Source organism: Stenotrophomonas sp. NRRL B-14846, from assembly GCF_050473585.1.
GTDB lineage: Bacteria > Pseudomonadota > Gammaproteobacteria > Xanthomonadales > Xanthomonadaceae > Stenotrophomonas.
In genome coordinates, this window is the sequence record NZ_JBFLUN010000022.1 from 4228749 (window position 1) to 4250829 (window position 22081).

Consider the following 22081-nt stretch of genomic DNA (forward strand, 5'->3'; position numbering starts at 1 on the left):
GTGGGTGGTCGACCCACACATCCTCGCAGAACCCGGCCGGGGCCGAAATTCAATTTTTCGTCAGATTTGCCGGGGACGACGTGCCGACCAACGGTCGGCACCCACCCGATCAGCTGTAGCGCTGCTTCAGCATCGCCCACGCCGAACGCAGCGCCAGCGCTTCGCCACCGGCCGGACGGCCCGGGCGTTCGCCGTCGTTCCAGGCGTACACGTCCAGGTGCGCCCAGCGCTGGCCGTCTTCCAGGAAACGCTCCAGGTACAGCGCGGCCGTCACCGAGCCGGCCATGCGCGAACCGGCGTTGGCCAGGTCGGCGATGCCGCTGCTCAGGTAACGCAGGTAGGGGCGCCACAGCGGCATGCGCCAGACCGGGTCGCGGGTCGCGTCGCCGGCCTGCAGCCACTGCTGGGCCACGCTGTCGTCATTGCTGAAGAGCGCCGGCAGATCCGGGCCCAGTGCGATGCGTGCGGCACCGGTGAGGGTGGCGAAGTCCAGCACCAGGTCCGGCTTCTGCTCACCGGCGAAGGTCAGCGCATCGCACAGGATCACGCGGCCTTCGGCATCGGTGTTGTCGATCTCCACGCTCAGGCCCTTGCGGGTGGCGATCACTTCGCCCGGGCGGAAGGCATCCGGGCCGATCGCGTTTTCCACCGCCGGCACCAGCAGGGTCAGGCGAACCGGCAGCCCGCGTGCCATCACCAGGCCGGCCAGGGCCAGTGCATGCGCGGCGCCGCCCATGTCCTTTTTCATGTTGCGCATGCCGTCGGCCGGCTTGATGTCCAGGCCGCCGGTATCGAAGCACACGCCCTTGCCGACCAGCACCAGCGCCGGATCAGTGTCCTTGCCCCAGCGCAGCACCACCAGCCGCGGCGCGCGGTGCGATGCACGGCCCACGGCGTGGATGGCCGGGAAGTTCTGCTTCAGCAGCTCATCGCCGGTGATCGCTTCGACCTGCGCGCCATGTGCATTGGCCAGGGCGCGTGCGGCGTCTTCCAGCTGCTGCGGGCCCATGTCTTCGGTCGGCGTGTTGACCCAGTCGCGCACGCGCAGGCTGGCGGCGATCAGGTCAGCCACCTCGCCGGACGGTGCCGCCACCAGCCGGGCCGGCGCGCGGTTGCGCTTGCGGTAGCGGTCGAAGCGGTAGCTGCCCAGGCCCCAGCCCAGCTGCAGCAGGGCCAGTTCGGCGGCCGGCAGTTCGCTGGCCAGCTGCCACACGCTGCCTTCCGGCAGCGCGTGCGGGGCATGCGCATAGCTGTAGGCATCACCACGATCACCCACACCCATCACCGCACCGGCCAGGCCATCGGTGCCGGGCAGCAAGGCCACGCTGTGCGCGCCGGCGGTGAAGCCCTGCGACGCCAGCCAGGCCTGGGTGGCGGCCGGCTGGCCGTCCTTCCAGGCCGCGAACTGTTCGCGGTCCAGCACGTACAGCGGCAGCGCTGCGGCGGTGTCGGCGGTGAAACCAGTGATCTCGCTCATGCGTCAGGTACTCCGGGGTGCGGCGGCGTCGAGGTTGGCGTCCAACCAGTCGGCCAGGCCGGTGAGGGTGTCGAACTGCAGGTCCGGCTGCAGGTGCGGATGGGTCCAGGTGGCTGCTTCGCGGTTGATCCAGCACCCGCGCAGGCCGGCGGCGATCGCCCCGGCCACGTCCATCTCGGCATGGTCGCCGACATGCAGTACCTGTGCCGGCGCCACACCCAGGCGGGTGCAGGCGGCGTGGAAGATGCTCGCCTCGGGCTTGGCTGCGCCGTGTTCGCGCGCGCCCAGCTGGAAGGCGAAATGATGGGCCAGGCCGATCCGCTCCAGATCGGCGTTGCCGTTGCTCAGCGCTGCCACCGGCACCCGCGCGGCAATCCGCGCCAACGCATCGATCGCATCGGGGTAGCACTCGACCTGGTTGCGTGCGGCGTAGAACACTTCATACGCCGGTTCCAGCAGATCGAGGCTGGCGCCGCTGCCGTGCAGGGCTTCGTGCAGGGTCAGCCGGCGCAGCGCGCTCAGGTCGTGGTGGAGGTGCGGATGGGCGTGGTACAGGCGCTCGCGCAGTTCGCGCATCGCCGCCACCGGATACATCGCAGCGGTGGCGGGGCTGTGTTCACGCATCCACTCGTGCAGGACCAGGTCGATGCGGGCGCCGATCGGAGCGAACGGCCACAGCGTGTCGTCAAGGTCGAGAGTGATGGCTTGGACGGGGAAATTCACCCCGCCATTCTACGCCTGCCCGCGCGGGCTTTCATTCCAGCAGGCGTGCCCAGCCCTGCATGCCGTCCAGCCGTGCCAGCACCAGCTTGATGCAGACCAGCAGCGGCACCGCCAGCAGCAGGCCGATCATGCCCCAGGCCCAGCCGAACACCATCAGCGCCAGGATCAGCACCAGCGGCGACAGCTTCATCCGCCGGCCCAGCACGATCGGGGTCACCATCTGCCCTTCCAGGGTGTGCAGGGCCAGGTAGGCAGCGGCCGGCAGCAGGGCCTGCAGCGGGTCGCGGAATTCCACGAAGCCCATCAACAACATCAATGCCACGCCGATCAGTGGGCCCACGTACGGGGCGAAATTCAGCAGGGCCGCCACCGTGCCCCACAGCAAGGCTTCCTGCAGGCCGATGCCGAACAGCATCAGCACGCCGGCGAACACCAGCCCGACCAGGGTGTTGATGACGCTGATGGTCAGCACATAGCGCGAGACCTCCCGCTCGATCGACCGCAGGATGTCGGTGGTGAAACGCTGCTGCTGGCGGTTCGGGAACAGCGCGATCGCTGCGCGCTGCAGGCTCTGCCCGTAGATCATGAAGAACAGGGTCAGCAGCACCACCGCCAGTACCGAAGCCGCCAACCGCGGCGCGCGGGTCAGCATGCGGTACGGGTCGTCCAGCTGGGTGCGGATCACCTGCACCTTGTGGTTGCTGTCACCACCGGCCACGCGGGCGAAGTTTTCCGCGGCCTGGTTGGCCTGCTGCACCGGCTTGGTCAGGTCCTGTACCTGACGGGCCACCTTGCGCAGCTGCTGTGGTGCTTCCTGCGCCCATTCCATCGCCGGGCCGATCAACTGCACCGCCAGCGAACCGGTCACGCCCAGGCCGGCGCCGAGGATCAGCAGGGCGCCCAGCGCGCGCGGAATCCACAGCTTCTGCAGCAGGCGCAGGATCGGGTTGCCGACCAGCGCGAAGAACATCGCCAGCAGCACCGGCAGGATGATGTCCTGCGCGGCCCACAGCGTGTAGCCCACCGCCAGGGTTGCCAGCACCACCAGCGACATCGGCCCGCGCGGGCGCGAGGGGGGCGGCAGCGGCGCCTGCTCATCCTGCGGATCGGCCGGTGACGGGGACAGGAGGGACTCGCTCATCGACGCACCAACCGGGAAGGGGAGCGCATTATCCGCCGGCCGCGATCGGCGCGGCGGATTCCGTGGATCAACGTTCGGACAGCTCGGTGGCCGCTTCGGCCGGGCGCGGTTCGCGCAGTTCCGGTTCGGGTTCCGGGCGCGCTGCCGGTGCGGGCCGTGCGTCGGAAGCGGAGGCCGCCGCCTGTGCCTGTTCGCTGGCATCGTCGGCTTCTTCGGCCGCGTCGTCGGCGCTGGCTGCCGCCTGCGCCGCCATCGCCGTGGCGAACGCGGCCTGCGCGCTGGCGAACAGGTTCGAGACCGAACCCACCATCTGCAGCCAGCGGGCACCGTTGACCTTGCCCGGCACTTCCAGCTTGCCGGCAATGAAGCCACCGGCCAGGCCGACCACCACGATGCGCAGCGGCGACCAGCCCTGTCGCCAGACCTGGCTGAGCGTGGACCAGTGGTCCTGGGTCTCGACCAGGCGCACGGTCACCACCTGTTCGCAGCGTTTCACCCGCCGCTGCAGCGCACCGAACTTCATGGCTTGCCCTCCGGCAACTGCACATCGGCATCGGGGTCATCTTCGCTGGGCTCATCGAACAGGCCCAAGCGTGACAGCTGGCGCCGGGTGGCGTGCATGCCGGTGTGGTGGAAGAAGTAGGACACCCGCCAGATCGCATAACCGGTGACGGCCAGGCTCAGCAACGAGGTGATCAGCAGCGCCTGCAGCCAGCTCAGGCCCCAGCTCTGCAGCAGGGCGATGAGGGTGGCGGCCATCAGCAACCACGCCGACGCACCGAACACGATCGCCACGCCGGCCCAGGCCAGCGCACGACCGAACGCGCTGCGTGCCAGCGCGAAGTCGGCCGAGGCCAGGCGGCGCAGCGACCGCAGTGAATGCTTGGCCGAATCGGCAGCGGCACGACCGGCCGCGCCGACCTGGCGGATGCTCTCATCCAGCGGCGGGGTGGCCGCCGGATCAGGGGCTTGCGCGTTGTCTTCGCTCACGCCGCGGCTTACTTGTCGCTGCTGCCGCGGGCCAGCTTGGCAATGATCCAGCCGGCAGCGAAGGCGACGCCGAACGAGGCCAGCGGACGTTCACGGATCAACTCGGCGGCGCTGTCGATCAGGTCCTTGCCCTTGTCCATCAACGCGTCGACCTGTTCCTTGGCAGCGGCACCACCGAATTCGGCGGCGGCCAGGCCAGACAGTGCGCTGTCGGACAGCTCGGCCTTGACGTTGGCCTTGCCGATGCGCAGTTCGTCGGTCGCGGCACCGGTTGCGCCCTTGATCGCACCGCCGGCGGCCGTGGCGGCCTGCTTCAGGTGGGAACCGGCTTCACCCAGGTGTTCCTTCAGGTTCTCGGTATTGGTGGGGCTCATCGAATCACTCCTGTTGCGATGGGGGAACGGGTGTCGGCGGTGCCGACCTGGACTGACAGCAATAGCATTGCCGGGGTATAGGGGGTGTTACGGCAGGGCGATCAGCGCATCACGAGCTGGCCCTGCTGCTGGCCATTGTTGCGCAGCACGCGTACCACCAGGGTCGGCGGGCGTTGCTGGAAATTGGCTCGCCAGCTGGCCAGGTCGGCGAATTCACCCACGGTGGCGTCGGTGATGATGTCGCCCTGCTGCAGGCCGTTGGTTGCCGCGCGGCTGCCGCGCTTGACCTCGCTGACCAGCACGCCGCCGACACCCGACTGCCGCAGCGACTCGGGCAGGTCGACGAAGGTGGCACCGGTCAGCCGCGGGTCCAGGCTCTCGCCAGTGACCGCACGCGCCTGTTCCTTCAGCGTGGCCTTGATCTGCAGCGGCTTGCCTTCGCGGCGCACGTCCAGCGCCAGCGGGCTGCCGACCGCGGCCAGGCCCTCCACGTTGTGCAGGGCTTCGGCGCTGTCCACGCGTTGGCCGTTGGCCGAGACCACCACATCGCCCGGCTTCAGCCCGGCCGCAGCAGCGGCCGAACCGGCCAGCACGCGGGTGATCAGCGCACCCCGCGTTTCGCCCAGGCCCAGCCCCTGCGCGATCTGCGCGGTCAGGTTCTGGCTCTCCACGCCCAGCGTGCCGCGCACCACCACGCCGTGCTTGACCAGCTGGTCGACCACGCTGCGCGCCAGGTTGGACGGAATCGCCAGGCCCAGGCCGATGTTGCCGGCCATGCTGCCCTGCGGGTTGAAGCTGGCGGTATTGATGCCGACCAGCTGGCCCTGCAGGTCGACCAGCGCACCACCGGAGTTGCCCGGGTTGATCGATGCATCGGTCTGGATGAAGTTCTGGTAGCCCAGCCCGCGAATGCCGCTGCGGCCCACCGCCGAGACGATGCCCGAGGTGACCGTCTGGCTGAAGCCGAACGGGTTGCCGATGGCCACCACGAAGTCGCCCACCCGCAGCTGGTCGCTGTTGCCGAGCTTGATGTCGGTCAGGTTCTGCGCCGGGATGCGGATCAGCGCGATGTCGGTATCACGGTCCGAACCGAGGAACTCGGCCTTCACCGTGCGCCCATCGGCCAGTGTCACCTGCACGTCATCGGCGTTCTCGATGACATGGTGGTTGGTCAGCACCAGGCCTTCCTTGGCGTCGATGATCACGCCCGAGCCGAGCGATTCGTTGATGCGTTCCTGCGGAATGTCCGGGAACAGGCGGCGGAAGAACGGGTCGTTGAAGAAGGGGTTGCGTACGCGCACCACCTGCTTGGTGTTGACGCTGACCACTGCCGGCATCGCCTTTTCCAGCATCGGCGCCAGCGACGGCACCGCCTGCCCGGCCACCGCGGCCGGCAACGCGGCCGTGGTCGGCAGCACCGCTGGCAGCGGTGCTGCGTCGGCACGGTTGTCCAGGTGGGCATTGATGCCGGTGGCAACGAAGCCACCGAAGGCGGCGGCGATTGCGAGCGTGAGCAGGGTGGGAAGCGGTCGCATGGGAGTCGGTTCGCTGGCGTGGGTGGGGGCGGTTCGGCCCTACGGTAAAACAAGCTGAATGAGTGTGTCGCGATCTGGATAAATGCGCCATGAAAACCGCAGGCCGAAGAAGGCGGGTGCGGAGGCTGACAGCAAGGCTGTGGCGACACCCGCACAGGCGACGCCTGCATCACCGAAGACGATCGCTGGGCGCGCGGACACAGACCGATACTTGCGCAGTTCCGCGCAACCGGGTGCCGCAATGCGCCACAACACGCATCGGATGCCGCATCCATGCAACGGCACGCAACGGCCATCTTCGACCACGCGGTGGATGTGGCGTAGTCCTTAAAAAAAGGGGTTTCCTGTGAACCCGCCGCTCCTGCGGCAGTGGTGGGCTACACCATGGCCGTCGCATCAGATGCGATTGCTGGCGCGTGCCCCGTTCCACGATCGTCAATGTCGGTATAGCATCGCCCCGTTTTGATACTTAAGGCCCCCAGGAGGGCAACATGAGCAACGGTAATGGTGTGTCGGTCGTGACCGACGCCGTCGAGAACGTCAAAGAAGCCGCCACCAACGTTGGCGAGACCATCGCCCACGCCGCCGAAGACGCCGTGAAGTCGGTCAAGAAGACCGTCAAGCGCGCCACCAAGGCTGCCGGTACCCGCGTTGCCAAGGCCAAGAAGGCTGTGGCCAAGGTCGAGAAGACCGTTGCCAAGAAGGCCGAGAAGGCCGCCAAGTCGGTCGGCAAGACCGTTGCCAACGCCAAGAAGAAGCTGGAAGCGGCCAAGAAGAACGCCAAGGCCGAAGCCGCTGCCCTGAAGAAGGAAGTGGCCAAGAAGAAGGCCGCTGCCGGCAAGGCTGTGACCAAGAAGGCCGCTGCCGCCAAGAAGACCACCAAGGCCGCCACCAAGGCTGCCGGCAAGAAGGTCGCCGCCGTGAAGAAGGCCGCCACCAAGAAGGCCGCCGTCGCGAAGAAGACCGTTGCCAAGAAGACTGCGGCCGCCAAGAAGGTGGTCGGCAAGAAGGTCGCTACCGCCAAGAAGGCCGTGGCCAAGAAGACCGTCGCCGCCAAGAAGGTCGCTGGCAAGAAGGCCGTGGCTGCGAAGAAGGTTGTCGGCAAGAAGGTTGCCGCCACCAAGAAGGTCGCCACCAAGAAGACTGCGGCCGCCAAGAAGGTGGTCGGCAAGAAGGCTGCTGTTGCCAAGAAGGCCGTCGGCAAGAAGACCGCCGCTGCCAAGAAGGTTGTCGGCAAGAAGGCGGTGGGCAAGAAAGTTGCCGCCACCCGCAAGACGGTCGCCAAGAAGGCTGCGCCGCTGAAGAAGGTCGCCGCCAAGAAGGCTCCGGCCAAGAAGGCTCCGGCCAAGAAGGCCGTGCGCAAGGTCGCCAAGCGCAAGTAATCGCGCCGTGACCGAAGGCCCTGCCACCCCACCGGGTGGTGGGGCCTTTCGCGTTTCTGGGGCAAGATGCAGGTTCTTCCTGCAGGAGCCCCGGCATGCGCGGTATCGACTTCAGTTCCTGGCAGGGCGTGCTGTCCACGTTGGCCGGCCTGGTTCTGATCACCCTGCTGGGCGTGGGCATCCGCCTGCTGGTGATGCAGACCCTGCAGCAGCGCCGCGAGCGCGAGAACCGGCAGATCAATGAACGGCTGCGCACGCTGATGGCCGCCTACAAGACGCTGGGCGGTTCGTTCACTGGCGAACTGGGCGTGGATCCCAGCCATCGCCGTGACCTGCGCCAGCGCGAAGATGCCGAAGGCATCGCCGAGCCGCGCTCGGACCGTGCGCGGCGCATCCGCGATGCGGTCGAGGCTGCGCTGTCGGACATCCTGCTGCTGGGCACCGACGAACAGGTACGGCTGGCCGCGCGCGCGGCCAACGAACTGGCACAGGGGCGACCGGTACACACCCACGACCTGGTGGTCTCGCTGCGCGATTTCGTGCGCGAAGCGCTGGATCTCGCGCCGATCCCGGCCGACCTGCAGATTCCTCCGCAAGGGCCGACCCGGCCCGGTGCCAGCGGTGGCGGCAAGGGCCGCAACGACGGCGATGCCAAGGGCGCCCGTAGTGGTGGAGGCGGCGGTGGCGGCGGAATGGGTGCCGGCATGGGCGGCATGGGCCTGGGGGCCGGCGCCGCACTGGGCGCCGGCCATGCCGCTGCCAGCGATGACACGGACGCGCGCTGAGCGCGTCCGCCGGGTTCAGCGCGTCAGCTCGTAGAGCGGCACGAAGCCGCCGTAGATCATCCGCGCGCCGTCGAACGGCATCGGATTCTTCGCTGGATCAAACCGCGGGTCCTCCATCATCTTCTTCATGCCGGCGTCGCGGGTCGGCTTGTCCGGCCATTCGATCCAGGAAAACACCACCGTCTCATCCGGCGTGGCTTTCACCGCGCCGAAGAAATCGGTGGTCTTGCCGTGCGGCACGTCATCGCCCCAGCACTCGACCACGCGCAGCGCGCCGTACTCGATGAAAACGGGATCCCCAGTGCGTGCGTGGGCGAGGAACTTCTCCTTGTTGGCGGTGGGTACCGCCAGGACGAAACCATCGATGTAGCTCATTGCCTGCCTCCGGATGGACCGTGCCGCATGCACGGCCTTCAAGTACCCGACGAACCCGGGCGTCGTGGATCGACATCCCGCGCACGCCTGTTCAGCCCGGGCCACCGGGCAGCGGCGCCAGCACCGTCTCCGGCGGCTCCCGGCCGGCCAGGTGACGCACGAAGTAGTCCCACATGCGGTGCGTGTAGGTGGCGTCGTTGCGGAACAGCTCGTGGTCCTGCCGGGCCAGGTACAGCAGGTCGTAGCGGCGCTGGGCCGTGTTCAGGGCCGCAGCCAGCTGCAGGGTCAGTGCCGGCGGTGCGTTCTCGTCCAGTTCGCCGTAGACCAGCAGCAGATGCCCGCGCAGGTTGCCGGCCAGCGCGGCATTGTCGAGCCCGGCAAAGGGCACCGGCACGCCATCGGCCATGGCCGTGGCCGGCAGTACGCCCCCGAACAGCCGGTCCATGCCGTGCAGCGCGCCGCCATACATGCCCTGGAAGTTGTGGCTGCCGGCCGAAGCCACGCCCACCTTGTAGAACGCCGGGTAGCGCAGCAGGGCGCGCGCCGCACTGTAGCCGCCGAACGAATGCCCGTAGATGCCCACCCGCTGCAGATCGATGCCCCGATAGCGTTCACCCAGCTGGCGCAGTGCAGCCACGTGGTCATCCAGCTGCACATCGGCAGCGTGCAGGAAGCTGCTGTCATGGAACGCCTTGTCGCGGCCGCCGGTGCCGCGCGCATCGATGCTGACCACCACGAAGCCCAGTTCGGCCAGGCTGGCGCGCGAGACGGGATTCAACGCCGATACGGCTTCGGCATAGGTCACCGGCGCATTGCTGATGAAGGCACCGCCGTACATCGCGTCGATCACCGGAAAGCTGCCGTCATCGCGATAGTCACGGGGCAGGTAGACGGTGGCGAAGATCGGCGTGTGCCCGTCGGCGGCCAACACGCGTTCGCGCCTTGGTGGGCGCCAGCCAGCAGCAACCACCGCGTGGTGGTCCGCCTCTTCCAGCACCATCACTTCACGGCCATCATCGCTGGCACGCAGCACGGTGCGCGGCGGCTGCACGAGGCTGGAGACGGTATCCACCAGATAGCCCCCATGCGGCGACAGTGCCTGCGGCGCGCGTCCCCCGAACAGCACACCGGTGCCGGCATCGGCCAGATGGTCGCTGCCATCGGCCGCCAGGCGCTGTACCGCGCCGCCGCGCAGCGGAACCCGGTACAGGCCGCGCACGTAGGGATCGCCGCCCTCGACACCGCCGGCGCTGAAATACGCCCAGCCGTGCGCAGCGTCCACGCCCAGCAGGTCACGCACCACCCAACGGCCACGCGTCAGCTGGCGCAGCACCTTGCCGTCGGACAGGCGCACCCGGTACAGATGGCCCCAGCCATCGCGCTGCGAGAACCATACGGCCGTGTCCTGCCCGGGCAGGATGGCCACCGCTGGCCGGTTGTACGAATACACGTTGAGCTGCAGGCGGGTATCGCTGGCCTCCTCCAGCACGGTGCGCAGTGCACCGCTGCCGGCCTCGATCTCCACCAGGCGCAGGCGCCGTGGCGCGCCGAAGTGCGCGATCACGGCATACAGGCGGCCACCGTCCCAGCCCAGGATGCCGGCCTCGCTCAGGGTGTTCCAGCCTTCGGGCAGCGCGATGTCGTGCTGCCTGCCGCTGCGGGTATCGACCACATACAGGCTGTCGCGTACCTGTTGTGCGTCGCCCAGCAGCCCCAGCTTTACCGTATGTACGCGTGGGCGCGCGCTGTTGGCCGGCGTGCTTTCCAGATAGGGGTAGTCCTGCAGCGCACGTTCGTCGTAGCGGATGCCGGCCACGTAGCGGCCATCCGGTGACCAGCCGACCGCGAACGGCCGTGCCGGCATCCGGCCCTGGCGGCGTGGAATACCGCGCAGGGTGAAGTCCGGCAGTACGCCATAACCATGGCCGGGTTCACCGCCGGTGGTCAGCGCTCGTGCTGCCATTCCGGGCGACTGCAGCCACAGATTGTGGTCGCGCACCTGCAGCCAGGCATCGCCAGCGGGCGAAGGCAGCGCATCTGCCGGCGGCATTGCACCCTGCGACCGCACGCAGTGCCAGCGTGGCCATTGGCAGTCGATCGGCATCTCACCGTTGAAACGCAGGCGCAATCCATCACCCATCACCTGCACGGTGGTCAGGCGCAGGCGTGGTCCGTTGGCTCCGAAGGGCGCAACCGCAGTGTCCAGTGCGTCCGGTTCGAACAGGGTCTGGCGGGTGGCCTGTGCTGGATCGACCAGGACCGCCTGGCGCCGGCCCTGCACATCTTCGCGTTCGTACCAGAAGCGGCCATCGGCCAACCAGTTCGGCACGATCGAGGCATTGCGCAAGGCACCGCGCAGATGGCTGTCGTGCACGCGTTCGGCGCGCTGGTAGTCGGAGGGCTGCAGCGGCTGCGCCGATGCGATGGAAAACACGCCGGTGAAGACCAGGATGGCGGCGCAGAACGGGAACCGCAGCGGGGCAGGCACGTGCAAGGCAACCTCCTGTTGCAATCGTCGACGGGGTTCAAATGCACGCGCGCCGCGCGCGTATGCCAGACGCAGCCTGAATCAAGGCAAAAAATTCAGCAATGCGAAGACTGCTGTTTTCAGGGAGCGTTGTGGCGAATAACGGAGAATTTACATTCCCGATGCGATGGCGCCCTGGCGCTGCTGCACACCATAAGAAAGTAAAGGTGTACCCCCATGAAGAATTCGCTGATTGCTCTGGCCCTGGCCGCTGCCCTGCCGTTCACCGCCTCGGCTGCTGAGAACCTGTCCTACAACTACGCCGAAGCCGACTACGCCAAGACCGACGTCGATGGCATCAAGGCGGATGGCTGGGGCGTGAAGGGTTCCTACGGCTTCCTGCCGAACTTCCACGCCTTCGGCGAATACAGCCGCCAGGAAATCGACCACACCAACCTGAAGGTTGACCAGTGGAAGATCGGTGCCGGCTACAACGTTGAAATCGCTCCGAGCACCGACTTCGTTGCCCGCGTTGCCTACCAGAAGTTCGACCCGAAGCACGGTCTGGACTTCAACGGCTACAGCGCTGAAGCCGGTATCCGCACTGCCTTCGGCGCCCACGCCGAGGTCTACGGCATGGTCGGTTACGAAGACTACGCCAAGAAGCACGGCGTCAATCCGGATGGCCAGTGGTACGGCCGCCTGGGTGGTCAGGTCAAGCTGAACCAGAACTGGGGCCTGAACGGCGAGCTGAAGATGAACCGCCACGGCGACAAGGAATACACCGTCGGCCCGCGCTTCAGCTGGTAATTGCTGCCCCGGCGCGATTCCGCGCTGGAGACGCTCCAACAGGCCCGGCATTTGCCGGGCCTGTTGCGTTTGCGCCGTGGCAAACCGGAATGCTGTCTGACTGGCGGGCTGCACGGGCCAGGCATTGCAAGGAATTGGATTCCGCCGCTGCGGGCACCGACCTACGGTGGATGCCCCATGTTGCCTGGACATGCCGCGATGCCACCGACCCTCACGCCCCTGCTGGCTGATCGGCCACGACGCCTGGCGTTGCTGGACCCGCACCCGGTGCTGCGGTTGGGGGTGGAAGTACTGCTGCGCCAGCACAGTGGCGTGCAGGTGCGGGTGAGCCTGTCCAGCGAGGCGCACCTGCTGCAGCTGCTGGCGCGCAGCCCGGCATGTGTCGACCTGCTGCTGATCGATGCGTTGCCGATGGGTGACCTGGGTGATGGATTGGCCCTGTTGCGCGTGCTGTCACAGCGCTGGCCGGCGCTGCCGGTGCTGGTGCTCTCGGCGCACTGCAATGCCAGCACGGTGGCCACCGCGATGCGTGCCGGTGCGCGCGGCTTCCTGTCCAAGTCGACGCCACCGGACCTGCTGCTGCGCGCCATTGATGTGGTCGCCCGGGGAGGGCGCTTCGTGCCACCGGAGCTGCGCGCGGAACTGAACCTGCCGCGCACGCGTGCACGCAGAATGCCGGCCCCGGCACTGGCGCCGTTGAGCCAGCGCGAACGTGAAGTGCTCGGGCTGGTGCTGAAAGGGGTCAGCACCAGCGAAATGGCCCTGCGATCGGGGCGTTCGGCCAGCACGATCAGCTCGCAGAAAACCTCGGCCTACCGCAAGCTTGGCATCCGCGGAGACGGTGACCTGTTCCGCTTCCGCCACCTGCTGGAATGCGGATGAGCGGCGTTACTCGCCCTGGTACTGCTTCTCTTCCACCAGTGCCGAACCAGCCACGCGATTGATCTCGTTCTTCACCTGCACGCGCTCGCCATTGGTGCCATAGACACCGCGTGCCAGCTGGATGAACGCCTCGTCGAACACCTGGGCCGCTTCCTTGTCGCGCAGCTGGTCCTGGATGTCCCACATGCGCTCGTTGATCGCCTTCAGCTGCTGCTGCAGCGCGGCCAGCGCCGGCTGTGCCTGCAGCTGCTGCTGCAACAGGGGCAGCAGGCCGTCCAGCTCGGTGCGCACGTTGGCCAGCTTGGCGGCATCGTCGATGCGCTCGGCCTTGATCTGGAGAATGGTGATCTTGTCGATCAGCTCGCCGATCGATACCGGGGTCAGGATGGCGTCCACGCGGTTGGTTCCTGGAAACAAGGCGCCATGATACCGCGCTGCCGGCACATGGCCTCCTTCCACGGGATTTACGCCGAATTTGCGCCGCGGGCCGGGCCGCACCCTCGATCCGTTACGGCCACGCACTGGACACTGCCGTCCCGGCGGCGTGACCGCCTTCGACGAGGAACACAGTGCAGTGAACAGCAAGGGGATGATGGCGGCGGTGGTGGCCGCCCTGGCAGGGCTGCTCGGCATCGGCAGCGCGCAGGCACAGGTGCAGGTCAGTGGCAGTGCCGCACTGACCAGTGATTACGTGTGGCGCGGCAGCTCGCAGAGCGATGGTGACCCGGCGGTGCAGGCCGGCGCGAAGATCTCGATCCCATCGGGCTGGTACGCCAGCGTGTGGGGGTCCAACGTCTCGTTCAAGCCGGACAACGGTGCGCGCAGCGAGTTCGACCTGGTGGCGGGCTGGTCCGGCGCGCTGGCACCGGACTGGACGCTGGATGCGAACCTGACCCGCTACATGTATCCGGGTACCGGCCGTGCGCTGGACTGGACCGAACTCAACACCACCGTGACCTGGAAGCAGCGCGCCTGGCTGCAGGTCGCCCATTCCAACGATGCGCTGGCCGGCGGCCATCGCGGCACCTATGCCCAGCTGGGCGTGCGTGTGCCGCTGCACGAACGCGTCCGCCTGGAAGCAGCGGTGGGCCAGTACTGGCTGGCCACCGCGCAGGGCCCGGACTACCTGCATGGCCAGCTCAGCGCCATTGCCACACTGGCGCCGGCATGGGAGCTGCGTGCCACCGTGCATGACACCGACAGTGCAGCCAAGCGCCTGTTCCCGGGCAACGCCGGCGGGCGCTGGGAGCTGGCGCTGCAGGGCAGCTTCTAGTTCGACGATACCGCCTGGCGCGCACGCAGCGCGCCGGGCAGCCACAGCAGCAGGGCCAACACGGCTACTGCGGTACCGGCAAGGCAGACGCCGGTCCAACCGTAGCGCTGGTAGACCTGTGCCGACAGCAGCGAGCCCAGCGAACCGCCGATGAAGTAGCCGGTCATGTAGCCGGCATTGAGGCGGTTGCGTGCCGCAGGCTGCAGCGCGTAGATCAGGTTCTGGTTGCTGACGTGCAGCAGCTGTGCGGCCAGGTCCAGCACCACCACGCCAACCAGCAGCGCCAGCAGCGAGTGTGCCGACAGTCCCAGCGGCAGCCATGACAGCAGCAACAGCACCAGCGCGATGGCGGTGGCACGACCGGTCTGGCCACGGTCGGACATGCGCCCGGCCAGGCCCGCAGCCAGCGTGCCGGCGGCACCGACCAGCCCGAACAGGCCGATGGTGGCATCGCTGTAGGCGTAGGGTGGCTGCGCCAGCAGGAACGCGAGCGGGGTCCAGAAGATCGCGAACATGGCGAAGCTGCAGGCGCCCAGCAGGGTGCGCTGGCGCAGCACCGGCTCCTGCACGAACAGCACGCCGATCGAGCGCAGCAATGCGAAGTAGCCGAGGCCGGCACTGTGGTGGAATCGCGGCAGGCCGCGCTGCAATGCCAGTGCGGTCAGCACCAGGGTGCCGGCAGCGATCGCATACACCAGGCGCCAGTCACCCAGGCTGGAAAGCAGGCCGGCTACGGTACGCGCCAGCAGGATGCCCAGCAGCAGGCCACTCATCAATGTGCCAACCACACGGCCGCGATGTTCCGGCGCGGCCAGCGTGGCGGCGAATGGCACCAGTACCTGTGCCACCACCGAAAACAGGCCGGTGATCGCGGTGCCCACCAGCAACCAGGCCAGCGACGGCGCGCACGCACTGATCACCAGGCCGCTGGCCGACAGCAGGCTCATCACCACGATCAGGCGGCGGCGTTCGAACAGGTCACCCAGCGGCACCAGCAGGATCAGCCCGGCGGCATAGCTCAGCTGCGCGGCGGTGACCACCATGCCGACCTGGCCGAACGGCACGCCGAAGGCATCGGCGATGGTGTGCAGCAGCGGTTGCGCATAGTAGTTGCTGGCCACGGCCACGCCGGTGGCGACCGACATCAGCAGCACCTGCCAGCGGTGCAGAGGGGGGAGGGACGGGCTCACGCGGTGTTCCAGGAAGCGGGGTGCACAGTGTCCGCCTGCTGCGATCATGATGGAAATGAATCATCATCATCCCTGTCATCTGAAAATGAGATGGTTGCGTGAATCTCAAGCAGCTCGAATTCGCCGTGGCGCTGGCCGAAGAGGGCAATTTCACCCGTGCCGCCGAGCGCTGCCACGTGGTGCAGTCCGCGCTCAGCCACCAGATCGCCCATCTTGAACAGGAACTGGGCACAACGCTGTTCGAGCGCCTGCCGCGCCAGGTGCGGGCCACCGCCGCCGGCGAGGCGTTGCTGGTGCACGCACGCCAGGTGCTGGCCAGCCTGCGCCATCTGCGCGCCGACGTGGCTGCCGTCAGTGGCGAGGTGCGCGGGTTGCTGGCCATCGGGCAGATCTCCTCGCTGACCGGCATCGACGTCGTGGCGATGCTGGCGGCCTTCCAGCAGGCGCACCCGCAGGTGGAGTTCCAGTTGCGGGTGGACAAGAGCGAGGACCTGATCGCGCAGGTGCAGTCACGTGCGCTGGACGTGGCGCTGGTCGGTCTGGCGCCGTCGGCAGCGCTGGACGGTGTCTGTCACCGCATGCTGCAGGAGGAGGATCTGGTGGCGGTGCTGGCGCCATCGCATCCGCTGGCCGGGTGCGAACGGTTGCCCTTGACCGAGTTGCAGGATGAAGCGCTGGTCGACTTCCCGCGCGGCACCGGTGCGCGCCGGCAGACCGATGATGCCTTCGCCGCCGCGGGGCTGCCGCACACGGTGCGTTTCGAGGTCAACCTGATGGAACTGGTCGAGCGCTTCGTCCGCCATGGGCTGGCAGTCGGCATCGTGCCGGCGTTGATCGCCGAAGGCTTCAGGGGGGTGGTGCAGATTCCACTGCAGCCGACCCCGACCCGGCGCGTGCACCTGGTCTGGCAGCGGCTGCCGACGCCGGCCGCGCGCGCCTTCGTCGAGGCCGTGCTCAGCCGCGCAGGCGCAGGCTCAGGCCCTTGAGGAAGTTGCGCAGCATCTGGTCCAGGCAGCGCCGGTAGTTGGCGTGGCCGGGCTGGCGGAACAGCGCGCCGACTTCCGACTTGGACACGTTGAAGCCGGCGCTGGCGAAGATCTCCATCAGGTCCACGTCGCGCAGCTGGAAGGCCACGCGCAGCTTCTTCAGCACCAGGTTGTTGTCGATGCGGGTTTCCACCGCGCGTTGCGGCTGGCTCTCGTCGCGACCGCGCAGGTGCACGATCAGGCCGTCGAGGAAGTGGGCCAGCGCGCTGTCGTTCATCGCCTCGAAACCGGCTTCGTCCTCGCGGCGCAGCCAGGCCTTCACCTGTTCGGTATCCACGGCGAAGGCCGGGTCGGCCATCTGGCACAGGGTCACCACGTGCTGGTCACCCAGGTCCAGGGAGTAGCGCACGCTGCGCAGGACATCATTGTTGATCATGGCGCAATTGTACCGGTCACCCCGACGGGTGGGGTCAGATCCCTTTGCGGAGCAGGGGGATCTGACCCCGGATCTGGCCGATCCGGCAATACAGCGGCCAACCGACGGTGCCAGAATGGGGGTCTGGTTTTTCCCCTGGAGTTGCCTGATGACCCGCACTGTCCTGATTACCGGCGCCACGTCCGGCTTCGGCGCCGCCGCCGTTCACCGCTTCGCCCAGGCCGGCTGGAAGGTGATCGCCACCGGCCGCCGCGGCGAACGCCTGCAGCCGCTGGTCGAGCGCTACGGCAAGGACGTGGTGCACGCCGCCGCCTTCGACATCCGCGACCCGGTGGCGATGGAGGCGGCGCTGCTGGCGCTGCCGCCGGCCTTCGGCGAGATCGATCTGCTGGTCAACAACGCCGGCCTGGCGCAGGGCACTGCACCGGCACAGAGCGCCAGGCTGTCGGACTGGACCACGATGATCGACACCAACATCACCGCGCTGGTGACCCTGACCCACCGCCTGCTGCCGCAGCTGGTGGAGCGCAAGGGCGCGATCATCAACATCTCGTCGGTGGCCGGCGTCTACCCGTACCCGGGTGGCAACGCCTACGGTGGCACCAAGGCCTTCGTCAGCCAGTTCTCGCTGGGCCTGCGCTCGGACCTGCACGGTACCGGCGTGCGCGTGACCACGATCGAGCCGGGCATGGCCGAAACCGAGTTCACCGTGGTCCGCACCCATGGCGACCAGAATGCGTCGGACAAGCTGTACAGCGGTGCCAACCCGATGACCGCCGAAGACATCGCCGAACAGATCTTCTGGGTGGCCACGCTGCCGCCGCACCTGAACATCAATCGCCTGGAGCTGATGCCGGTCAGCCAGTCCTTCGCCGGTTTCCAGGTCGCCCGCGAAGGCTGACCGCCGTCTGTAGAGTCGAGCCATGCTCGACTGCTTTGAACGGCAGTCGAGCATGGCTCGACTCTACAGAAACAAAAAAGCCGGGCAATGCCCGGCTTTTTCATTCACATCGACAGACTCACTGCGCCTTGATCGCCATCGCCTGCAGGCCGGTGCCGTCCAGCTTCTGCTTCGCTTCAGACAGTTCGCCGGCGCTGCCGTACGGCCCCATGCGCACGCGGTACACGGTCTTGCCGTTGATCTGCGCCGACTCCACGCGTGCCGCCAGGCCCATCATGGCCAGCTTGGCCTTGGTGGCTTCGGCATCGCCGGACGCACCGAAGGCACCTGCCTGCAGGATGTAGCGGGCATTGTCGGCGGGCGCCGGTGCGGCCGTGGTCGCCGGCGCGGTGGGCGCGGTTTCCGCGCGCGGCGCCGGGGTGGCGGCGGCCGTGCTGGTCGACGCCGGTGCGGTGCTGGCCGGCAGGGTTGCCGCAGCCGGGCGTTCGCTCAGCGGTGCCGGCAGCGGACGGTTGGTTGCGGTCACCGGTGCGGTGCTGGCGACGCTGGCCGTTGCGGTCGGTGCCGGCGTGGCCGTGCTCGCCGGCGGCACCGGCTTGCCTTCCAGCGCGGCCTGCGCGCGCGACGCTTCGGCCTTGGCCCGGCGCTGGTCCTCGGCGCGCGCGCTGGCGGCCAGTTCGGCGTCGGACATTTCCACTTCCTTGCCCGGCAGCAGGGTGTAGAAGTCGTACTGCGTCGCGGCGGGCTTCTCCGGTTCGGCCGGCTTCGGCGTGGCCGGCTGCGCGGCTGGCTGGCTGCCGACATCGCTGTCGGCATCAGCAACCGGGGCCGGCTGCGCGTTCGGGTTCGGCTGCGGACCGGCGCGCAGGAAGCCGTCGCCTTCGCCCTTGAACAGGTTCGGCGCCGCCAGGAACACCACAGCGGCGATCGCCACACCGGCCACCAGCCACACCCATCCGGGTGTGCCCTGGCTGCTGCTGTTGCGTCGTGCCTGGGTTTTGCCGCGTCGTGCTGCCATGTGTACTGCGTCTCCTGATGCTTACATTTTTTCCGGGGCGCTCACGCCCAGGAGTTCGAGGCCATTGGCCAGCACCTGGCGCGCCGCGCAGGCCAGGGTCAGCTTGGCGTTGCGATCGGTGGCGTCGTCCACCAGCACCGGCGTCCCGTGATACCACGTGTGGAAGGCATGCGCCAATTCACGCAGGTACTGCGCCACCAGGTGCGGCTCCAGCGCCACGCCGGCCGCTTCCACCACTTCCGGATACCGCGAGATCTCGTTCATCAACACCAGCGAGGCATCGTCGGCCAGGCGGCCCAGATTGGCCAGGCCATTGCCCTGCTCGTACACCAGGCCCTTTTCCTGCGCCTGGCGCAGCAGGCTGCAGACACGGGCGTGCGCGTACTGCACATAGAACACCGGATTGTCGTTGCTCTGCTGGCGGGCCAGGTCGATGTCGAAGGTCAGCTGCGAATCGGGCTTGCGCGCGATCAGGAACCAGCGGGTCGCATCGCGGCCGGCTTCCTCGATCAGGTCGCGCAGGGTGAAGTAACTGCCGGCACGCTTGGACAGCTTCACTTCCTCGCCGCCGCGCATGACCGTGACCATCTGGTGCAGCACGTATTCCGGCCAGCCCTGCGGGATGCCCACTTCCATCGCCTGCAGGCCGGCGCGCACGCGCGCCAGCGAGCCATGGTGATCGGCGCCCAGTTCGGTGATCGCGCGCTCGTAGCCGCGCTGCCACTTGGACAGGTGGTAGGCCACGTCCGGCACGAAGTAGGTGAAGGTGCCGTCGGACTTGCGCATCACGCGGTCCTTGTCGTCACCGAAGTCGGTGCTGCGCAGCCACAGCGCGCCGCCTTCCTCGTAGGTGTGGCCGGAGGCCTGCAGCTTGGCCACCGCTTCGGCGACCTTGCCGTCGGCGTACAGCGAGCTTTCCAGGAAGTAGATGTCGAAGTCGACACCGAACGCAGCCAGGTCCAGGTTCTGCTCGTTGCGCAGGTAAGCCACCGCGAAACGGCGGATCGCCTGCATGTCGTCCGGGTCCTTGGCGCCGACCACGATGCTGCCTTCCAGATCGACGCTGGCGCCGGCCATGTAGGCGCGGGCGACATCGGCGATGTATTCACCGCGGTAGCCGCCTTCCGGCCAGCCGTCCTGGTCGGGTGCGATGCCCTTGATCCGCGCCTGGGTGGACAGCGCCAAGTTCTCGATCTGCACGCCGGCGTCGTTGTAGTAGAACTCGCGCTTGGCGTTCCAGCCGTTGGCATCGAGCACGCGGGCCACGCAGTCGCCGATCGCCGCCGCGCGGCCATGGCCGACATGCAGCGGGCCGGTCGGGTTGGCCGACACGTATTCCACGCCCACCGTGCGGCCATTGCCGGACAGGTTGCGGCCGTAGTCGTGGGCTTCCTTGATGACCGAGGCGGTTTCGCGCTGGTACGCGGCCGGGGCCAGATGGAAGTTGATGAAGCCGGGGCCGGCGATCTCGACCTTGCTGACGTCCTCGCTGCGCGGCAGCGCCTCGACCAGCGCCTGTGCCAGTGCGCGCGGATTGCTGCGCGCGGCCTTGGCCAGCAGCATCGCGGCGTTGGTGGCGAAGTCGCCGTGGTCACGGGTCTTCGGGCGCTCGACCACGAAGTCCGGCGGCAGGGAGTCGGCGGGCAGGGTGCCATTGGCGCGCAAGGCTTCGATGCCTTGGCTGATCAGGGCGCGGAGGAGATTTTTCACGAGGCCTGCTGTGAGAATGAGCGGCGGAATCGCCCATTTTAGCGCAGATACCCGCGCCCACGCTGACCAGAACATGCCTGCGGGGGCGCCCGCCCGCCCCAGGCCAGGGCCGTTCAGCCGAACAGGCGCGGCTGGGGCGGGGACAGCAGGCCCCGTTCAGCAAACGAAACGGGACGGCCCTCGCCGACCACGAAGTGGTCCAGCAGGCGCACGTCCACCAGCGCCAGCGCCTGCTGCAGTTCATCGGTGATGCGGGTGTCGGCGCCGGAAGGCTCGGGGTCGCCGGAAGGGTGATTGTGGCTGAGGATCACCGCTGCCGCATTGTGCAGCAGGGCTCGCCGCACCACCTCGCGGGGATAGACCGGGGCGGCATTGATGGTGCCCTGGAACAGCTCCTCGCAGGCGATCAGGCGGTGGCGGTTGTCCAGGAACAGCGCCATGAAGATCTCGCGGGCCTGGCCGCGCAGGCGGTGCTGCAGGTAGCGGCCGACCGCGGCCGGGTTGTTGCCGACTGCCTCGCCCTGCTGCAGTTCGGCGGCCAGGTAGCGATGGGCCAGCTCCAGCCCGGCGGCCAGTGCACAGCTGCGCGCCGGGCCCAGCCCCGGCAACCGGGCCAGCTCGCGGGCCGGGCGGTCCAGCAGCACGCGCAGGGGACCATGCGCCTGCAGCAGGTCGCGCGCGGTCTGCACCGCGTCGCGGCCACCGAAGCCGGAGCCGAGGAACAGCGCCAGCAGCTCTGCGTCGGACAGCGTGGCGGGGCCGCGTGCGATCAGCTTCTCGCGGGGACGTTCCTGTTCGGGCCAGTCATGGATGGGCATGCCTGCATCATCGCCAGCGCCGGTGATGCGTCCCATCAGGGCAGGGCGCGCGCCGGGGTAGGTTGTTGCCTCAGTCGCGTCGCGACTGCAGATAGGCGAACAGCTCCTGGTTGTTCTGCAGCCCCAGCTTGCGCTTGGCCTCGGCCTTCTGCCGGCTGATCGTCTTCGGGCTGCGGCCGCAGTGCACGGCGATGGCGTTCACCTTCAGGCCCGCGGCCAGCAGGTCCAGTACTTCCTGTTCGCGTGCCGACAGCGCCGCCGGTTCGCGCGCGAACATCAGGTCGCGCGCCTGCAGGTGGTGGCGCAGCTGCTGCGAGACGAACACCTGCCCTGCCATGGCCGCGTTCAAGGCCTGTGGCAGCTCGCCGAAATCGGCGCACTTGTCGACCAGGCCGCTGACACCCTCGCGCAGCAGGCCATCGAGCAGGCCGGGATGGCGGGCGCCGGTAAGCACCACCACGGGCATGCCCGGGTGGCGTGCGCGCAGCTCAGCGATAAGTTCCGGGCCATCCGGGCCGGTGCCCGGCATGGAGAGGTCGGTCAGCACCGCGTCGCAGCCGTGGTGCTCGACCAGCTGCAGCAGCTGGGCGCCGTCGCGCGCGCTGCCGACGACCTCCATCAGGTGGGTCTGCAGCACGATGCGGATGCCGTGCAGGACGACGGGATGGTCGTCGGCGATGATGATGCGCGGGTGCACGCGGGATCCTCGAAAAGCGAAGCGGCGCACCTGCGGTGGCCACTGACGATTCTGCAAACGTGGCCGGCCTACAGGTATAGGAAAGTTCCGAATCGCAGTGGCTTGAACCCC

Annotated in this window: 23 protein-coding genes; 7 read left to right on the plus strand and 16 right to left on the minus strand. The window is 68.1% G+C overall.

What is annotated here, in order from left to right:
• Positions 1-109 precede the first annotated feature (109 nt).
• The 7 genes from AB1281_RS21590 to AB1281_RS21620 form a co-directional block, all read right to left on the minus strand.
• Positions 110-1477, minus strand: a complete 1368-nt coding sequence (locus AB1281_RS21590; protein WP_075675582.1) for a leucyl aminopeptidase family protein — start codon at positions 1475-1477, stop codon at positions 110-112.
• Between the two features lie 3 nt (positions 1478-1480).
• Positions 1481-2200, minus strand: a complete 720-nt coding sequence (locus AB1281_RS21595; RefSeq protein ID WP_430346953.1) for an HAD family hydrolase — start codon at positions 2198-2200, stop codon at positions 1481-1483.
• Positions 2201-2231: 31 nt separating this feature from the next.
• Positions 2232-3341, minus strand: a complete 1110-nt coding sequence (locus AB1281_RS21600) for an AI-2E family transporter (RefSeq protein WP_075675580.1) — start codon at positions 3339-3341, stop codon at positions 2232-2234.
• A gap of 67 nt (positions 3342-3408) precedes the next feature.
• On the minus strand, positions 3409-3864 hold the full coding sequence (locus AB1281_RS21605; protein ID WP_430346954.1) for a protein sip-5: 456 nt from the start codon (positions 3862-3864) through the stop codon (positions 3409-3411).
• Positions 3861-4331, minus strand: a complete 471-nt coding sequence (locus tag AB1281_RS21610; protein ID WP_004153834.1) for a phage holin family protein — start codon at positions 4329-4331, stop codon at positions 3861-3863. The genes AB1281_RS21605 and AB1281_RS21610 overlap by 4 nt, the downstream gene beginning before the upstream one ends.
• A gap of 8 nt (positions 4332-4339) precedes the next feature.
• Positions 4340-4705: a hypothetical protein gene (locus AB1281_RS21615; RefSeq protein ID WP_004153835.1), complete on the minus strand. Its 366-nt coding sequence runs from the start codon at positions 4703-4705 to the stop codon at positions 4340-4342.
• Between the two features lie 101 nt (positions 4706-4806).
• A complete protein-coding gene (locus tag AB1281_RS21620) occupies positions 4807-6240 on the minus strand; it encodes a Do family serine endopeptidase (RefSeq protein WP_014035682.1) in 1434 nt (477 codons plus the stop codon).
• Positions 6241-6731: 491 nt separating this feature from the next.
• Here AB1281_RS21620 and AB1281_RS21625 point away from each other — a divergent pair, with 491 nt between their 5' ends.
• Positions 6732-7622: a histone gene (locus AB1281_RS21625; RefSeq protein ID WP_430346955.1), complete on the plus strand. Its 891-nt coding sequence runs from the start codon at positions 6732-6734 to the stop codon at positions 7620-7622.
• Between the two features lie 95 nt (positions 7623-7717).
• Positions 7718-8407: a hypothetical protein gene (locus AB1281_RS21630; RefSeq protein ID WP_430346956.1), complete on the plus strand. Its 690-nt coding sequence runs from the start codon at positions 7718-7720 to the stop codon at positions 8405-8407.
• A gap of 15 nt (positions 8408-8422) precedes the next feature.
• Here the strand turns inward: AB1281_RS21630 and AB1281_RS21635 are convergent, their stop codons facing one another.
• On the minus strand, positions 8423-8782 hold the full coding sequence (locus tag AB1281_RS21635; RefSeq protein ID WP_049455507.1) for a DUF1428 domain-containing protein: 360 nt from the start codon (positions 8780-8782) through the stop codon (positions 8423-8425).
• Positions 8783-8873: 91 nt separating this feature from the next.
• Entirely contained in the window at positions 8874-11276 is a 2403-nt protein-coding gene (locus AB1281_RS21640) for a DPP IV N-terminal domain-containing protein (RefSeq protein ID WP_430346957.1), read from the minus strand.
• A gap of 210 nt (positions 11277-11486) precedes the next feature.
• Here AB1281_RS21640 and AB1281_RS21645 point away from each other — a divergent pair, with 210 nt between their 5' ends.
• Positions 11487-12059 carry an Ax21 family protein gene (locus tag AB1281_RS21645; RefSeq protein ID WP_014035687.1) on the plus strand — a complete coding sequence of 191 codons (573 nt, stop codon included), beginning with the start codon at positions 11487-11489 and terminating at the stop codon, positions 12057-12059.
• Between the two features lie 177 nt (positions 12060-12236).
• Positions 12237-12941 (plus strand): response regulator transcription factor, encoded by a 705-nt coding sequence (locus tag AB1281_RS21650; RefSeq protein WP_119007283.1) that lies wholly within the window; start codon positions 12237-12239, stop codon positions 12939-12941.
• A gap of 6 nt (positions 12942-12947) precedes the next feature.
• Here the strand turns inward: AB1281_RS21650 and AB1281_RS21655 are convergent, their stop codons facing one another.
• On the minus strand, positions 12948-13337 hold the full coding sequence (locus AB1281_RS21655; protein WP_119007282.1) for a DUF6165 family protein: 390 nt from the start codon (positions 13335-13337) through the stop codon (positions 12948-12950).
• A gap of 178 nt (positions 13338-13515) precedes the next feature.
• On the opposite strand from AB1281_RS21655, the gene AB1281_RS21660 reads away from it, so the two are divergent.
• Positions 13516-14214, plus strand: a complete 699-nt coding sequence (locus tag AB1281_RS21660; RefSeq protein WP_014035690.1) for a TorF family putative porin — start codon at positions 13516-13518, stop codon at positions 14212-14214.
• Here AB1281_RS21660 and AB1281_RS21665 read toward each other — a convergent pair.
• Positions 14211-15359, minus strand: a complete 1149-nt coding sequence (locus AB1281_RS21665) for an MFS transporter (protein WP_430347024.1) — start codon at positions 15357-15359, stop codon at positions 14211-14213. The two genes, AB1281_RS21660 and AB1281_RS21665, sit on opposite strands and share 4 nt — an antisense overlap.
• Positions 15360-15502: 143 nt before the next feature.
• Between AB1281_RS21665 and AB1281_RS21670 the strand changes: the two genes are divergently transcribed.
• On the plus strand, positions 15503-16390 hold the full coding sequence (locus AB1281_RS21670) for a LysR family transcriptional regulator (RefSeq protein WP_430346958.1): 888 nt from the start codon (positions 15503-15505) through the stop codon (positions 16388-16390).
• Here the strand turns inward: AB1281_RS21670 and AB1281_RS21675 are convergent.
• A complete protein-coding gene (locus AB1281_RS21675; RefSeq protein WP_014035693.1) occupies positions 16359-16826 on the minus strand; it encodes a DUF1456 family protein in 468 nt (155 codons plus the stop codon). The two genes, AB1281_RS21670 and AB1281_RS21675, sit on opposite strands and share 32 nt — an antisense overlap.
• 148 nt (positions 16827-16974) lie before the next feature.
• Between AB1281_RS21675 and AB1281_RS21680 the strand changes: the two genes are divergently transcribed.
• Positions 16975-17727 carry an SDR family NAD(P)-dependent oxidoreductase gene (locus AB1281_RS21680; RefSeq protein ID WP_014035694.1) on the plus strand — a complete coding sequence of 251 codons (753 nt, stop codon included), beginning with the start codon at positions 16975-16977 and terminating at the stop codon, positions 17725-17727.
• 118 nt (positions 17728-17845) lie between these two features.
• Here the strand turns inward: AB1281_RS21680 and AB1281_RS21685 are convergent, their stop codons facing one another.
• From AB1281_RS21685 to AB1281_RS21700, 4 genes are all read right to left on the minus strand, one after another.
• Positions 17846-18745 (minus strand): SPOR domain-containing protein, encoded by a 900-nt coding sequence (locus tag AB1281_RS21685; protein ID WP_430346959.1) that lies wholly within the window; start codon positions 18743-18745, stop codon positions 17846-17848.
• A 21-nt stretch (positions 18746-18766) separates the two neighbouring features.
• Positions 18767-20455, minus strand: coding sequence for an arginine--tRNA ligase (gene argS / locus AB1281_RS21690; RefSeq protein ID WP_014035696.1), 1689 nt, complete (start codon positions 20453-20455; stop codon positions 18767-18769).
• A 113-nt stretch (positions 20456-20568) separates the two neighbouring features.
• Complete coding sequence (radC, locus tag AB1281_RS21695) at positions 20569-21273, minus strand: RadC family protein (protein WP_014035697.1); 705 nt, start codon at positions 21271-21273, stop codon at positions 20569-20571.
• Positions 21274-21343: 70 nt separating this feature from the next.
• Positions 21344-21970, minus strand: a complete 627-nt coding sequence (locus AB1281_RS21700) for a response regulator transcription factor (RefSeq protein ID WP_049443446.1) — start codon at positions 21968-21970, stop codon at positions 21344-21346.
• Positions 21971-22081 lie beyond the last annotated feature (111 nt).